Source organism: Hymenobacter roseosalivarius DSM 11622, assembly GCF_900176135.1.
In the GTDB taxonomy this organism is placed as follows: Bacteria; Bacteroidota; Bacteroidia; order Cytophagales; family Hymenobacteraceae; genus Hymenobacter; species Hymenobacter roseosalivarius.
The window spans coordinates 89,540-103,665 of sequence record NZ_FWWW01000068.1 but is presented as its reverse complement, the minus strand read 5'-3'; the positions used below and the strand labels follow the sequence as shown (position 1 = coordinate 103,665).

Genomic DNA, 14,126 nt, shown 5'->3' with positions numbered 1-14,126 from the left:
GGCTTTTTAGCTATTGAAGGAGACCTTACCAGCATCAGCTTGCTTCTTATAATCTGGACTCTACTGCGTAAACTTAAGGCCTGTTTGCTGCCGTCTTTCCTACGCTTAGTGCGGTTTCGTCGTCCGTGTACACGGACGACGAAACCGCACTAGCGCTGCTTTAGCTGAAGTATTCTGGCACCTTCTTATAAAAGACCTCCTACTGCTTATATGCCTTTACCTGCCTTTGCGTCCAAGCTGCCCGATGTAGGCACCAGTATTTTCACTGTCATGTCGCAGCTGGCCGCCGAATGTGGCGCTATCAATCTGGCCCAGGGTTTCCCCGATTATGATCCGCCGCAGGTGCTTACGGAGGCGCTGGCCCGCCATGCGCGCACCAGTGGGCACCACCAATATGCCCCGATGCCGGGCCTGCTACGCCTGCGCGAAGAAATCAGCCGGAAAACCGCACAGCTGTACGGGATTTTGCCCCCCAACCCCGATACCGACATCACGATTACGAGTGGTGCCACGGAGGCGCTGTATGGTGTGCTGGCTGCCGTAGTGCGGCCCGGCGATGAGGTGCTGGTGCTGGAGCCAGCCTATGATCTGTATGGTCCGGCCATTCGCTTGCAGGGCGGTGTGCCGGTGTACGTGCCGCTGCTACTTCCCGATTTTCGGCCCGATTGGGAACGGATAGCGGCTGCCCTTACGCCGCGCACCCGCCTCATACTCGTCAATACGCCCCATAACCCGAGCGGTGCCGTACTTACCGATGCCGACTGGCAGCAGCTGGCCACGCTGCTCGCCGATACGCCCACGCTGCTGCTCAGCGATGAAGTGTACGAGCACATGACCTTTGATGGGCAGCCGCACCGTAGCGCGTTGCAGTATCCGGCGCTGGCCGAGCGCAGCTTTGTGCTGTCATCATTCGGCAAGACTTATCATGCCACGGGCTGGAAAGTGGGGTATTGCGTAGCGCCAGCCATACTTACGGCGGAATTACGGCGGGTGCATCAGTTTGTGACGTTTAGTGTGAGTACGCCGACGCAACATGCGCTGGCCGATGTGCTGGCTGAGGCTGCTCATTACGAAGCGCTGCCGGATTTCTATCAGCAAAAGCGTGATCTGTTTGCGGAGCTGATGGCCCCCACCCGTTTTGAGCTGTTGCCAGTGCAGGGCGCCTACTTCCAACTAGCACGCTACGCTACCATTGCACCCGGTGAAGACGATGTCCGCTTTGCCCGTCGGCTTACCCGCGAGGCGGGCGTGGCGGTAGTGCCCGTTTCCGCCTTCTACCACGACGGCACCGATCATGGACTTGTCCGGTTTTGCTTTGCTAAACAGCCCGACACCTTAACGGCGGCAGCTCAACGATTGCATAAATGGTGAGTGTCATTAAATAATTAAAAAATATATATACATTATTCTAAAAGGCACGATATTGGCGTGTACCATAGCGTCGGTTTTACGTTATTATGAACACCAATTTATACTGCTCTGCCCGTGGCTGATCTGACGGTTTCCTTTATACAAGCCAGCCTGCAATGGCATGACCCTGAGGCGAATAGAAGCGGGCTGCTGCGCTATATTCAGGATTTGCCGGTAGCTACTGACCTGATTGTGCTGCCGGAGATGTTCACTACGGGCTTCTCTATGAAAGCACCCGAACTGGCTGAAACCATGGATGGGCCCAGCGTCGCGTGGCTTTTGGCCGCCGCCGAAAGTCGAAATGCCGTGGTGACGGGCAGCCTTATTGTCCGCGAAGATGGCCAGTATTATAACCGCCTGATCTGGGCGCGGCCCGACGGCACGCTCAGCCACTACGACAAGCGTCATTTGTTTCGGATGGCGGGTGAGCACAATGTGTATGCGGCCGGCACCACGCGACTGGTAGAGGAGTGGCGCGGCTGGCGAATTTGCCCCCTGGTGTGCTACGATTTGCGCTTCCCCGTCTGGAGCCGGAACCCAGCCGCTGCGCCCTACGATTTGCTGCTCTATGTAGCCAACTGGCCTGCCGTGCGCCGCATGGCCTGGTCTACTTTGTTGCGCGCCCGCGCCATCGAAAACGTGGCGTACACGATGGGCGTAAACCGGGTAGGCACCGATGGCAACAACCACGCCTACGCCGGCGACTCGGTCCTGCTTGACATGTGCGGCGAGTATCTGGTAGAGGTAGGCAACCAGGAAACCGGCATCACCCGCACGCTACGCCGAAAAGATCTGGAGGATTTCCGGGAGCGTTTCCCAGCCCTGCTCGATGCCGATGATTTTATGGTTGGTCAGCCGGTAGCGGTCAAGTAAGAGTAAGCCGAAAAAGCCCCCCGACACTTCAATCAACATCGAGGCAGCATTTTTAACGCACTAACAGACGCTTTACGGCAGTCATTCCGCCGTTTACACTTTCGGCGCGCACCAGGTACACACCGGCTGCCAGGTCGGTGAGGTCGAGGGTATGGCGGCGAGCGGGCGCGGCAATGGTGCGGATACGGCGACCCGTGAGGTCGAAGATGGTCAGGCGAACGGGCCGGGGCGGTTGTCGCAGTCGTAGTCGCGCAGCAGCACCCAATTGAGCAGGTCCGTCGGGAATAAGGCCTCGTACTCGAGCGCGTACTGCCAGGTGCGCCCACCGCCCGCTACCGCCACGTTGAGATAGGTAAGCGAGCGGCTAGTTTGCCGATCAAAGATGTACAGGTCTGATTGACCATTGTTATTAAGGTCGATAGCCGAGAACTGAGGCGAATTTAGCCCCCAGCCCACGGGTTGGACAGCGTCTGGGAGCCGTGCGTTACTTTTGCCACCGTCCGCGGCTCGAACCCAAACGGTGCCCCCGATTGTGCCGCTGCCCGCAGTGTCGGGAGTAATAAAAACAGCACGATAAACCAGCGGGAGCGGACAGGTAGCAGCATACAAGATAAGTAACGAGTAAGAACCTAGATTTAGTCCCCAAATTCCTGACAGCCCCATGGAAAATATAGCGGCCCTTTATGCCCGGTTTCAGCAGTGCGCGGCCGTCAGCACCGATTCGCGGCAGGCTCAGGAGGACACGCTGTTTTTTGCCCTGAATGGCCCCAGCTTCCGCGGCCGCGATTTTGCCCCCCAGGCCCTGGCCAAAGGTGCCCGCTACGCCGTCGTGGACGATGCCAACCTAGCTGCCACCGATCCTGACCGCTACACGTATGCCCCCGATCCGCTAGGGGCTTTGCAGGAATTGGCGCGGCACCATCGGCGCCATCTCAGCATTCCGGTGCTGGCTATTACGGGCTCCAATGGCAAGACCACTACCAAGGAACTTATAAATAGTGTGTTGAGCAAGCGCTACCGGGTGCAGTACACGCGGGGCAACCTGAATAATCACATCGGCGTGCCGCTTACATTGCTCAGCATCCGGCCCGCTGAGCATGAGTTGGCCATCGTGGAAATGGGAGCTAACCATCAGGGCGAAATTGCCTTACTGAGTCAGTTGGCCGAGCCCACGCACGGCCTGATCACCAACATCGGCAAAGCGCACCTGGAAGGGTTTGGGGGCGAGGCGGGCGTGGCGAAAGGCAAAGGCGAGCTATTCGCGTTTCTGGCGGCGACCGGCGGCACGGCTTTCCTCAATACCGCTGACCCCAAGCTGCCGGCGTTGGCAGCAAACATCAGTCATGTCGTTACCTACCCCGGCCCCACCGACAGCTACCCGGCTGAACTGGTGAGCCCTGACCCGCAGGTGGTTATTCGGCTATCTGATGGCACCACGGTGGAAGCCCAAATTACGGGCGGCTACAACTTCCCTAATTTGGCGGCGGCGGCGGCCGTGGGGGGCTTTTTTGGCGTACCCGCCCCCGACATAGCCGACGCGCTGGCCGGCTACGCCCCTACCAACAACCGCTCGCAGCTGGTACGCACGGCGCACAACGAAATTATTCTGGACGCATATAATGCCAACCCATCGTCGATGGCGGCGGCTATCAGCAGCTTTGCCGCCCGCCCTGGTGGGGGGCAAAAAATGGCTATCCTGGGTGATATGTTTGAGTTGGGCCCGGAAAGCGAGGCCGAGCATCGAGCTTTAGGCGAATTACTCAGCAAACAAAATCTGGGTACCATCGTGCTCTGTGGCCTCGATATGCGCCATGCCGCCGATGCTAGTGCAGCCTTCCACTATTTCCCGACCAAAGCGGAAGCGGCCGCGTGGCTGCAAAAAAGCCCCCCGGTCGGCTTCCAGATTCTGGTAAAAGGGTCCAGAGGAATGGGTTTGGAAACGCTGGTGGAGTTGTTGTAAGTCCTCTGACAGAATAGCCGTCTTGGAATTCTTACTTCTAAAACGGGCTCTTGAAATCAGCAAAAAACGGCAGCACCTGGTCCTTATCCGACACGTTCGGGTCAGTTACCTGCCAGTTGATATTGAGCGTTGGGTCGTTCCAGTGCAGGCCACCCTCGGAGCCGGGGTGGTAGTAGTTAGAGCACTTATAAAGAAACAGCGTATCGTCTTCGAGCGCCACGAAGCCGTGGGCGAAGCCAATAGGAACGTACAGCACATTGCAGCGCTGGTCGTCCAGCTCCACACTCAGATACTGACCATACGTGGCCGATTCGGGCCGGATATCCACGATAATATCGAGGGCACGGCCAGCGGCGACGCGCACCATCTTAGCCTGAGCATACGGCGGCTTCTGAAAATGCAGGCCTCGCAGCACGCCCCGCGCCGACGAAGACTGATTGTCCTGTACCCACTCATCAGTAATACCAATTTTGGCTAACTCCCGGCCGCTAAACGACTCAAAAAATACGCCTCGGGCATCGGTGAATACGCGCGGCGTGAACTCAAATACTCCGCTGATGGAGTGCTCCTTAATTTCCATTTGTTGTAGTTAATTCAATCCTAAATCTAAAGGCTATGCAGAGGCAAGTTAGGCACGCTCTGCAGCTTACTTGCGCTTTTTATCTATCTCCGCAACTACCCGCAAGTATTTATCCAATACTAGCTGCTCATCAAACTTCTGCTCGGCAAGCTGACGGCTGGCACGGCCCATGGTAGCCAATTCGGCGTCGCTGAGCCGCAGAATTTGAAGCATCTTGGCCGCCAGGTCAGGAGCATCGCGGACCTGGCAAAGCAGGCCATTCACGCCGTTTTCTACGGTTTCGCGGCAGCCTGGCACGTCGGTAGTGACAATGGGCTTGGCCATGGCCGCGGCTTCTAGCAGGGTTTTGGGAGTGCCTTCGCGGTACGAGGGCAGCACGACCGCGTCGGCCTGGTCCAGGTGTTCGGCCACGTTGTCGGAAGTGCCCAAGTACTCGATGTGGCCGGCGCGGAGCCATTCGTCCAGTACTGTGCGCTTCACCCCAATATTTCCCGACTCATCCACGCCGCCGAGCAGCTGCACGCGGGTACCGGGCACGGCAGTTCGCACCAGACGCGCGGCCTCAAAATACTCTTCCACGCCCTTCTCATACAGCACCCGCGCCACCATCAAAAAGGTAAACGGCTGCTGACGGCTAAACTCGGCGGCTGGCCGGAAGCGCTGAATATCCACGCCGGAGCCGGGCAGCAGATCCGTTATGTGGGGCTGCACAAGGCCGTGCTGCAAAAAAAGCTGGCGGTCATCGTCGTTTTGAAAGAATATCCGCCGCGGAAACCGAAACGCAAACTGATACAAGCCCAGCGCCACCCGGCTCACCATATTGCGAATAATGAACACTGTGCCCAGACCCGATACATTATTAACGCTTGGAATACCGGCCAGCCTGGCGGCCAAAGTGCCGTAGATGTTGGGCTTGATGGTGTAATGCAGCACTATATCGGGCCGCTCACGGCGATATAGCTGGTAAAAGCGACGCGTGAGCTGAGCGTCCTTGACCGGATTGGTGCCCTTGTTTTCCATGCGAATGGGCACAAACCGGCAGCCTAATTCCGTTTCGAGGCGGGCCGAATACTCATCGGGGGGCGCTACGGCCAGCACTTCGTGGCCGGCGGCCTGCAGCGCTTTCACCAGGCTGCGGCGAAAATTCCAGATATTCCAGGAGGTATTAATAACGATAGCAACGCGCATCAGGCAGGCAGAATGTAAGGCAAAGGTAGATGGCCTTGCCCGAAAAGATTGTGACAACGGACGTTACTGATGGTACTTTGCGCGGCGTTTGCGTGTTATAAGTCAGGAAATGAAACTATCTGCTGCTTATTTAGGGCGTCAATTGGCGCTGGGGGGCTTTTTTTTGAGTGTAGCGGCCTGCCAATCCGCTGATCCGGTACAGTCGGCCCCCACGGCGCTGCCCGAGCCCGATCCGGCCGCGCCGGCCGCTATTCTGGGCACTTTGGAAACCGATGCGCTGGCCGCGGGCGAAGCTATTTTCACTCAGCGCTGCGTGGTGTGCCACGGCCCCGATGGTCAGTTGGGGAATAATGGTGCCCGCAACCTTACCAAAAGCAACCTAAACATCAATGGGCGCGTGTACATCGTTACCAAGGGCATGGGCAAAATGCCGGCGTTCAAAGATCAGCTCACCGAACAGGAAATTGAGCAGGTAGCCGCGTATTCCTTAACCTTACGCTAGCCGCTACTCACCTGACACCGCGCTTTAGCGACCGTCGTGGCCACTGAAAAATTACTCTAAACTGACATGGCGAAAAAAACAAACTCCCATAGCTGGAACCCTACCACCAGCAACCGACACAATACCACTGATAGCGCCAACGGAAACCAGCCCACCCGCGACCCCGCCACGGGCACCTATAACACAACCGTAATGGCCGAAACGGCCGTTCTGGTAGCCGTGCCCGACAAACGCCAGCCCGACACCACTACCCAGGAATATCTGGACGAGCTCTCTTTTCTGGCCGAAACGGCCGGGGCGCAGGTTACCAAGCGCTTTGTGCAGCGCCTTGAGAAGCCGGATACCCGCACCTTCGTGGGCGAGGGCAAGCTGGCCGAAATTAAGGCCTACGTCAATCATACCAAGGCCAGCATGGTCATCTTCGACGATGAGCTGTCACCTTCTCAGCTGCGCAACCTGGAGGCGGAGCTGAAGGTGAAAATCGTGGACCGCTCCCTGCTGATTATCGACATTTTTGCTCGTCGGGCGAAGTCGGCGACGGCGCGTACGCAGGTCGAACTGGCTCAGTATCAATACTTACTGCCGCGGTTGACTGGTCTCTGGACTCACTTGGACAAGCAGCGGGGTGGGGGCGTGTCGCAGCGCGGACCGGGTGAGACCGAGATTGAAACTGACCGGCGCGTGGTGCGCGACCGGATCGACTTTCTGAAGGAAAAGCTGGAGACTTTCGACAAGCAAAGCAACACCCAGCGCAAGTCGCGGACGGGCGTGGTGCGCGTGGCGCTGGTAGGCTACACCAACGTGGGCAAAAGCACCATCATGAACATGCTGTCGCGCTCCGATGTGTTTGCCGAAAACAAGCTCTTCGCCACCGTCGACTCGACGGTACGGAAAGTGGTGCTGGAGAACATGCCGTTTTTGCTTTCCGACACGGTAGGGTTTATCCGCAAGCTGCCCACGCGCCTCATTGAGAGCTTTAAATCGACGCTGGATGAGATTCGCGAGGCCGATTTGCTGGTACACGTCGTCGATATTTCGCACCCGTCGTTTGAGGAGCAAATTGCGGTTGTGAACGATACGCTCAAGGACATCAACGCCGCCGATAAGCCGATGCTACTGGTCTTCAACAAGATAGATCAATACAGCACCGATACGTCCAACGCCGCCGAGCAGCAGTTCGAAGGTATGAATGCCGACGAAGACGCTCCCGAACGGCCTTCGCTGGAGCAGCTGAAGGCCACGTACATGGCCAAAATGCATGACCCAGTTATCTTTATTTCGGCGCAGGAACGCACCAACATCGATGAGCTACGGAGCCTGCTGGCCCGCCATGTAGCCAAGCTGCATTACCAGCGCTACCCCAATCAGCAACCCGTAGTGGAGGAGGAATAAACTGCGTTTAATAGCTATGAAAAGCCCCCCAGATTAGTTCTGGGGGGCTTTTTTGGTGGTGCAAATTCAGCGCTATACCGCTTGTAGAGACGCGTATTCGCGTCTAATCGTCGCGGTCGTTGTTAAGTAGGCGCGGTTCCAGTTGTTCAACGATTAGACGCGAATACGCGTCTCTACAACTGCTCTCAAATAACTATGCTCCAGTCTCAAAGCCTGAATCGGTTAAATTCGTGGGCCAAGGTTGGCATTTTGTCAAAACTCGCGTAACGTTTGTAGTATCGAATTCTCATTCTACCCTCTCGTTTATGAAAACACTGTATCTGATGCGTCATGCGAAGTCGAGCTGGAACTTTGACGACCTGAGCGACCGGGAGCGGCCCCTGAACGGCCGGGGACGTACGGATGCTCCGGCGATGGGCGAGGCGTTGGCGCGGCGCCACCTCCGGCTCGATTTGCTGGTTAGCTCGCCAGCGGTGCGCGCGCTCAGTACGGCGGCGCTGGTGGCAAGTGTACTGAAATACCCGCACGACCAGATTCAGGTAGTGGAGAAAATATATCAGGCCGACGTAAACGACCTGATGCGGGTGGTGCATGAGCTACCCAATGAGGCCAGCTCCGTGTTGCTGGTGGGCCATAACAACACCATTACTGATTTCGCCAACTTACTCTCTCCCAAACAAATACCGGAGATGACCACGGCGGCTATCGCGTGCCTGCGCTTCGCTACCGACCACTGGGCTCACGCTGACCGCACGAATGCTGAGTATTATTTCTACGACCACCCACGGGACAAGGAATAGACCTCCCTCGTCAGTAAATAACCCACGAAAGCCTCATGTTGCGGCGGCTGGCCGTATAAGGGAGGCGGCCGACGTATCGTTTTGCCCTGATCACTACTTATCTACCCTTAAAAACGCATGGAAATGCCCCCCAAGACCCACCCCACTTTGCTGAACCGGGAGTTGAGCTGGCTGGCATTCAATGCCCGCGTGCTGCAGGAAGCCCAGAGCCCGGAAGTGCCGTTGCTGGAGCGGCTGAAGTTTATGGCCATCTTTTCGTCGAATCTAGACGAATACTTCAAGGTGCGCGTGGCCACGCTGCGCCGCCTGGTGAAGCTCAAGAAAAAAACCCGCGCCAAGCTGGGCGAGGAGTTGGGCGAAGAACCAGCTGAACAGCTCAAAAACCTGCTGGCCGAGGTGAATAAGCAGCAGGAAGCTTTCGGCGACACGTTTCGGGGCAGCATCCTGCCGGAGTTGCATCGCCAGCACATTCATCTGCTCTCCGACCATGATTTGAGCGAGACGCAGCTGGAGTGGGTTGGTGAGTATTTCCGCGAAAATGTGCGCGACTTGCTCTCACCCGTCATTCTGGATGATAACCTGCATCACCTGTTTCTCAAAGACCAGAGCGTGTACCTCACCTTTCTGCTCACCGAGCCGGTGAAGGAAAAAAAGCACCAGCCTGACGAGCGAGTATTGGTCATTGAACTCCCCACCAAACGTCATGGGGGGCGTTTTGTGCAGCTGCCTGCGGAGGGCGAGGACCGCTACGTTTTGTTTCTGGACGACGTGATTCGGTGCTGCGCAACCGAGCTATTTCCGCAGTACCAGCGCGTGCAGGTGCATGCCATTAAGATTTCGCGCGACGCGGAGCTGGATATTCAGGAGGAAGTGTCTGGCAACCTAATGGCCAAGATCAAGAGCAGCCTGCAAAAACGCGAAACAGGCTATCCGGCCCGCCTGCTCTACGACCCTGCCATGCCACACGAAGTGCTGCGGACCGTGATGCAGAAAACGGGCATCGGCAAGAGCGAGCTGGTAGCAGGCAGCCGCTACCACAACTTCCGCGACTTCTTTGGCTTCCCCGACGTCGGCCGCCCCGACCTTACGTATCCGGCGCAGCCACCGCTTCCTCACCCTACGTTGCCGCGCGGTGCGGGCAGCATGCTGGCCGCTATTGCAGAGCGTGACCATCTGCTGCACCTTCCCTACCAGTCCTTTGAGTACGTCACGCGCTTCCTCACGGAAGCCGCCCTCGATCCGGCCGTTACCAGCATTGGCGCGACTTTATATCGGGTGTCGGCCAAAAGCGAGGTGGCCAAAGCTTTGGTAAAGGCAGCCAAGCAAGGCAAGCAGGTAACAGTGGTAGTAGAGCTGAAGGCCCGCTTCGACGAAGAATCGAATATGTATTGGGCCGAGAAACTGCAAAAGGCCGGTGCCAACGTCATCTTCGGTATTCCTGATTTGAAAGTACACAGTAAGCTGGCTTTGGTGACGCGCACGGAGAATGAGCAGGCCAAGCAATATGCTTACCTGAGTACCGGCAATTTCAATGAGGTAACCAGCCAGATTTACGCTGACCACGGGCTTTTCACCGCCGATGAGCGGTTGACCGGCGAAGTAAGCCGCGTGTTCGACTATTTCCTGGACCGTCAGCCCAAAGAGGATTTCGAGTACTTGCTGGTAGCGCCCTTCGAACTGCGCGACCGGCTCAACGAGTTGGTAGACCGGGAGATAAAGCTGGCGAAAGCCGGCAAGGAAGCATACATTATTCTGAAGGTAAACGCTCTACAGGATGATCGCATGATTCATAAGCTCTACGAAGCCAGTGCGGCCGGCGTACGCGTGGAGCTACTGGTACGCGGCATTTCGTGCCTTATTCCGCAGGTGGCGGGCCAGAGCGAGAACATCGAGCAGCGCGGCCTCGTGGACCGCTACCTGGAGCACGCCCGCGTATATGTGTTTGGCAACGATGGTGATGAGAAAGTGTTTGTGGCGTCGTCTGACTGGATGGCCCGCAACCTGGACCGGCGAGTGGAGGTCGGTTTCCCCATCCTCGACCCGAAGATACGTGCCGAAGTACGCCACCTGCTCGACCTCCAGCGCCAGGACAACGTGAAGTCCAGAGACTTTTACAACAACTTCATTGGTCAGGACGACAAAAAAGCCCCCCAAGTGCGGGCGCAGCTAGCTACGTATGAGTATTTGAAAAAGCTAAGCAAAGCACGGACGGCTGAGAAAGCACCGACTAAACCGGCGAGCAAAAAAGCCCCCCGGAAGAAGCCCACTGCCTGAGCGCGGCTTGCAGCCACTTTCTGAATCTCAGGCTACCAGGCACGGCACTATGGTTTGGGCCTTTCTCTGTATTCTTTCCCGTGGACGGAGCCAAGCTACCGGCGGCTTAGTTCGTCCGGGCGGCTTTTGCCCGGACAATCCAGACGCGCCAGTGGCCGCCGGCCCGCGTATGATCGGTATAGAAACTATCTATCTGGACTATCTGCGTGCGGTTTAGCCAGGCGGGCGGCAGATGCACTGCTTCGGGGGCCAGAGAGAAAATAACCAGCGGGCGGCGCGGAACAGAAAGCGGCGCTTGCAGTAGGGGCACCGCATGTCCGGCCTGCCAGACCTGCTTGATATGCATTTCGGTTTGGCTATACCACGGCAGCCCTCGCAGGCCTGGGTTCAGACGTACCTGCTGCAAACGGCGCATGCCAGGATCGTTAGTTCGCCGCTCCCACACCGGGTAGACGGGCAGCAGCAGCGTAAGCACCACTGCCAGCAGCGTCACGGAAACACCACTCAGACCAGCCGGGGCAGGGCGGCGAAAGCCATAGAAGAAGGCGGCCGTACCCAGCAACCCCAAAGTGGGCACGGCCACCGCGAACCGGACGCTGCGCAGGTCGAAGCCAGGCAGCTGGAAGAAGATCATTGCTGCCGGCAACAGCACGCACACCAGCGCCAGCAAGCCCGCCCAGGTCCGCAGCCACAGCCGGTCGGCGCGCGGCACGAGGGGCGCACGAAACACTACTTCCCAGTAGCGCAGCAGCCCGCCCATGAGCAGCGCCAGGGGCAAAAGCATCGGCAGCATGTAGCGTTCCTTCTTCTCGGGCACCAAGCTGAGCAGAACAAAGGAGGCGGCCAGCCAGCCCACCACGAAGACGTAAGGCAGGTAGCGCGTCAGGCGGGGGCGGGCGTAGGGCACGGCCAGGGCCGCTAATGCCACGATTACCCACAGACCCGTAAACACGGGCAGTTTCCAGTAGTACCAGAACGGCTGCACATGGCGGTCGGCCCACGCCGCTATCTCAGTCTGGGCCACGGCGAGGGCAGCCGGGGCTACGTGATAGAGCACATATAAGGGCCAGGCTACCCCGATCAGCAGAGCCACGCCGGCCGCCACTAGGCCGCCGCGCCAGTGCCCGCGCACGGCGCCGCGCCGCGCCCACAGCGGCGACACGAAGCAGCCCACAAAAGGCAGCAGAATGCTATAAGGTGCCACCGGGCCTTTGCTCAGGATGCTTAGCCCAACCAAAAAGCCCCCCGCGGCAAACCACCCGTAGCCCGCGCCGGACCGCAGCCAGCCTCGAACCAGCAGCCACAAAGCCCCCACCATGAAGCTATTGGAGAAAATATCCCATTGCCCGTCGCGGCCCACGGTGATGAGCAGCAGACTACTGGCCAGCACCAGTGCCGCCAGCCAGGCCGTACGCCCCGGCGCGGCCTCCTCACCGGTAAGGTCGGCGGTCAGCTCTTCGGCTAGTTTCCAGAAAAACACTACCAGCAGCGTCGCCATGAGGGCGGCCGGAAGGCGCAGGAGAGTCAGATTGTCGGTCGGGCCGGTCAGGCGCAGCACCCCGGCCACGGCCCAGGTGGGCAGCGGGGGCTTGGCCAGACGCAGCTCGCCGTTCATGGTGGGCAGCAGCCAGGAGCCACCCTCGGCCATTTCGCGGGCGGCCGTGAAGTTGCGCGCTTCCATCAGGCTGACTTCGGGCGCACTCAGGTGCACGAAGCAGCTAAACAGACAAACCAGCAGCAGCAGAGGCAGCCGCAGCCAACGAGCCGGCGAGTCGAAAACAGGAGTAGTTTTCATCAAGGCGAAGGAGAGTGCGGGCGACTAGCTGACGGGGTGTACGTGATGGGAGCTATCAACCGGCCCTTCGTTCAACCAAGTCACAAATTGCCGGAGACCGTCCGCCAGCGGCGTTTGGGGCGCGTAGCCCAGCAGGGCGTGCGCCTTGCGGCTGTCGGCGTAGGTCACGTCCACGTCGCCGGCCTGCATGGGCTGAAAGATCAGCTGGGGGGTAATTCCGACCGCTTCGCCCACGGCTGCAATGAGTTCCAGGAGCGGTACGGGGTGACTGTTACCCAAATTAATGGTTTCGTAGCCGCTGGGCTGAGTCAGCAAATACCGCACGCCGCGCGCGATGCCCTCCACCGTATCCAGTACGAAGGTGTAGTCGCGGGCCGTGGTACCATCGCCGAAAACAGGAATCGGCTGGCCCGCCCGCAGCAGGCGCACGAACTTATGAATCGCCAGATCGGGGCGCTGTCGGGGGCCATAAACGGTGAAAAAGCGCGCGTTCAGCACACTCAGACCGTAGAGGTGATGATAGGTATAGGTCAGCTGCTCGCCGGCCAGCTTCGAGGCCGCGTACGGAGAAATGCAGGCTTGCAGCAGGGCCTGGTCTTCGCGGAAAGGCCGCTGGGGCGTGTTGCCGTACACCGAGGAAGAGGAAGCAAAGAATAATTTACCGATACCCTGGAGCCGGATCCATTCCAGTAAGTGGGTGGTACCTAGTACGTTATTGTCCAGGTAAGCCGCCGGCTCGCGCACCGAAGGCCCGACACCGGCTTTGGCGGCCAGGTGCACCACTACGTCGATGGCGGTATCGCCCAGGGTTTGCGTCAGGGCGGCGGTGCCATCTCGCAGGTCCAGGGCGTGAAAGCGAAAGTTCGGATGCTGAAAAAAGCCCCCCAGGTTGGCTTCCTTCAGCGAGCGGGCATAAAAGGGGTCAAAATTGTCCAGGCCTACTACCTGGTGGCCGTCGGCTAAAAGCCGCTCGCAGAGGTGAGAGCCAATAAACCCGGCGCAACCCGTCACCAGCACTGATGCCATATAGTTAATAAGGGTAAGCAGAAAGAAAAGGCTCGTGCGAAGAGCTTGGGAGGGCTAATGTAGGGCAAATTCGACAGTTGCGCCCGGCCTTGCCGCTACTACCAAAACCTGGTTTTCACCAACAGATTGTCTTTAGAATCTCTCGTTATACTTGCCGATTTGGGGTGTAGTGTGGCCGGGCGCGAGTGTTTTCGAGGAGTAGCATGCTATTCAGGCCTTACGCGGCTGGCGTTGAATATCCTGTATGTCAAGCTGTTACCAAAGAAAAGTGCTGGCTTAAAAACACCCCAGCTGTCGTGAAAGCGGTTTCGCGACTCCAAATGTGT

The 14,126-nt window shown here is 58.2% G+C and carries 14 protein-coding genes; 7 read left to right on the top strand and 7 right to left on the bottom strand.

Features of this window, described 5'->3' with window-relative positions; genetic code table 11:
* Positions 1-210: 210 nt before the first annotated feature.
* Together B9A24_RS10790 and B9A24_RS10785 are read left to right on the top strand one after the other, a co-directional pair.
* Positions 211-1,371, top strand: a complete 1,161-nt coding sequence (locus tag B9A24_RS10790; protein WP_084445482.1) for a methionine aminotransferase — start codon at positions 211-213, stop codon at positions 1,369-1,371.
* Between the two features lie 123 nt (positions 1,372-1,494).
* Positions 1,495-2,283, top strand: coding sequence for an amidohydrolase (locus B9A24_RS10785; protein ID WP_200813908.1), 789 nt, complete (start codon positions 1,495-1,497; stop codon positions 2,281-2,283).
* 52 nt (positions 2,284-2,335) lie between these two features.
* Here B9A24_RS10785 and B9A24_RS10780 read toward each other — a convergent pair whose 3' ends face one another.
* The 3 genes from B9A24_RS10780 to B9A24_RS22080 are packed head-to-tail and all read right to left on the bottom strand — an operon-like array spanning position 2,336 to position 2,888.
* Complete coding sequence (locus tag B9A24_RS10780) at positions 2,336-2,548, bottom strand: T9SS type A sorting domain-containing protein (RefSeq protein ID WP_159452026.1); 213 nt, start codon at positions 2,546-2,548, stop codon at positions 2,336-2,338.
* Positions 2,494-2,739 (bottom strand): hypothetical protein, encoded by a 246-nt coding sequence (locus tag B9A24_RS10775; protein WP_084445477.1) that lies wholly within the window; start codon positions 2,737-2,739, stop codon positions 2,494-2,496. Before B9A24_RS10775 ends, B9A24_RS10780 begins: the two co-directional genes overlap by 55 nt.
* On the bottom strand, positions 2,724-2,888 hold the full coding sequence (locus tag B9A24_RS22080; protein ID WP_159452025.1) for a hypothetical protein: 165 nt from the start codon (positions 2,886-2,888) through the stop codon (positions 2,724-2,726). The genes B9A24_RS10775 and B9A24_RS22080 overlap by 16 nt, the downstream gene beginning before the upstream one ends.
* A gap of 56 nt (positions 2,889-2,944) precedes the next feature.
* On the opposite strand from B9A24_RS22080, the gene B9A24_RS10770 reads away from it, so the two are divergent.
* Positions 2,945-4,243, top strand: coding sequence for a UDP-N-acetylmuramoyl-tripeptide--D-alanyl-D-alanine ligase (locus tag B9A24_RS10770; protein WP_084445476.1), 1,299 nt, complete (start codon positions 2,945-2,947; stop codon positions 4,241-4,243).
* Positions 4,244-4,280: 37 nt separating this feature from the next.
* Here the strand turns inward: B9A24_RS10770 and rfbC are convergent, their stop codons facing one another.
* Together rfbC and B9A24_RS10760 are read right to left on the bottom strand one after the other, a co-directional pair.
* Entirely contained in the window at positions 4,281-4,823 is a 543-nt protein-coding gene (gene rfbC, locus B9A24_RS10765) for a dTDP-4-dehydrorhamnose 3,5-epimerase (protein WP_084445475.1), read from the bottom strand.
* A 66-nt stretch (positions 4,824-4,889) separates the two neighbouring features.
* A complete protein-coding gene (locus B9A24_RS10760) occupies positions 4,890-6,011 on the bottom strand; it encodes a glycosyltransferase family 4 protein (RefSeq protein ID WP_084445474.1) in 1,122 nt (373 codons plus the stop codon).
* A gap of 109 nt (positions 6,012-6,120) precedes the next feature.
* On the opposite strand from B9A24_RS10760, the gene B9A24_RS10755 reads away from it, so the two are divergent.
* From B9A24_RS10755 to ppk1, 4 genes are all read left to right on the top strand, one after another.
* Positions 6,121-6,513, top strand: coding sequence for a c-type cytochrome (locus B9A24_RS10755; protein WP_084445473.1), 393 nt, complete (start codon positions 6,121-6,123; stop codon positions 6,511-6,513).
* A 192-nt stretch (positions 6,514-6,705) separates the two neighbouring features.
* Entirely contained in the window at positions 6,706-7,905 is a 1,200-nt protein-coding gene (gene hflX / locus B9A24_RS10750; RefSeq protein ID WP_143434901.1) for a GTPase HflX, read from the top strand.
* 305 nt (positions 7,906-8,210) lie between these two features.
* A complete protein-coding gene (locus B9A24_RS10745; RefSeq protein ID WP_084445471.1) occupies positions 8,211-8,705 on the top strand; it encodes a SixA phosphatase family protein in 495 nt (164 codons plus the stop codon).
* Positions 8,706-8,822: 117 nt separating this feature from the next.
* Positions 8,823-10,979: a polyphosphate kinase 1 gene (ppk1, locus tag B9A24_RS10740; protein ID WP_234997192.1), complete on the top strand. Its 2,157-nt coding sequence runs from the start codon at positions 8,823-8,825 to the stop codon at positions 10,977-10,979.
* A gap of 106 nt (positions 10,980-11,085) precedes the next feature.
* Here ppk1 and B9A24_RS10735 read toward each other — a convergent pair whose 3' ends face one another.
* Both B9A24_RS10735 and B9A24_RS10730 read right to left on the bottom strand, forming a co-directional pair.
* Positions 11,086-12,774, bottom strand: coding sequence for an ArnT family glycosyltransferase (locus tag B9A24_RS10735; RefSeq protein ID WP_084445470.1), 1,689 nt, complete (start codon positions 12,772-12,774; stop codon positions 11,086-11,088).
* Positions 12,775-12,798: 24 nt separating this feature from the next.
* Entirely contained in the window at positions 12,799-13,800 is a 1,002-nt protein-coding gene (locus B9A24_RS10730) for a GDP-mannose 4,6-dehydratase (RefSeq protein ID WP_084445468.1), read from the bottom strand.
* Positions 13,801-14,126 lie beyond the last annotated feature (326 nt).

What these genes read in the sequence shown, in the direction of transcription:
- B9A24_RS10745 (WP_084445471.1), top strand. Translation starts at nt 8,211, where the DNA reads ATGAAAACACTGTATCTGATGCGTCATGCGAAGTCGAGCTGGAACTTT.
- B9A24_RS10735 (WP_084445470.1), bottom strand. Translation starts at nt 12,774, where the DNA reads ATGAAAACTACTCCTGTTTTCGACTCGCCGGCTCGTTGGCTGCGGCTG.
- rfbC (WP_084445475.1), bottom strand. Translation starts at nt 4,823, where the DNA reads ATGGAAATTAAGGAGCACTCCATCAGCGGAGTATTTGAGTTCACGCCG.
- B9A24_RS22080 (WP_159452025.1), bottom strand. Translation starts at nt 2,888, where the DNA reads ATGCTGCTACCTGTCCGCTCCCGCTGGTTTATCGTGCTGTTTTTATTA.
- B9A24_RS10790 (WP_084445482.1), top strand. Translation starts at nt 211, where the DNA reads ATGCCTTTACCTGCCTTTGCGTCCAAGCTGCCCGATGTAGGCACCAGT.
- B9A24_RS10730 (WP_084445468.1), bottom strand. Translation starts at nt 13,800, where the DNA reads ATGGCATCAGTGCTGGTGACGGGTTGCGCCGGGTTTATTGGCTCTCAC.
- ppk1 (WP_234997192.1), top strand. Translation starts at nt 8,823, where the DNA reads ATGGAAATGCCCCCCAAGACCCACCCCACTTTGCTGAACCGGGAGTTG.
- B9A24_RS10770 (WP_084445476.1), top strand. Translation starts at nt 2,945, where the DNA reads ATGGAAAATATAGCGGCCCTTTATGCCCGGTTTCAGCAGTGCGCGGCC.
- B9A24_RS10755 (WP_084445473.1), top strand. Translation starts at nt 6,121, where the DNA reads ATGAAACTATCTGCTGCTTATTTAGGGCGTCAATTGGCGCTGGGGGGC.
- hflX (WP_143434901.1), top strand. Translation starts at nt 6,706, where the DNA reads ATGGCCGAAACGGCCGTTCTGGTAGCCGTGCCCGACAAACGCCAGCCC.
- B9A24_RS10760 (WP_084445474.1), bottom strand. Translation starts at nt 6,011, where the DNA reads ATGCGCGTTGCTATCGTTATTAATACCTCCTGGAATATCTGGAATTTT.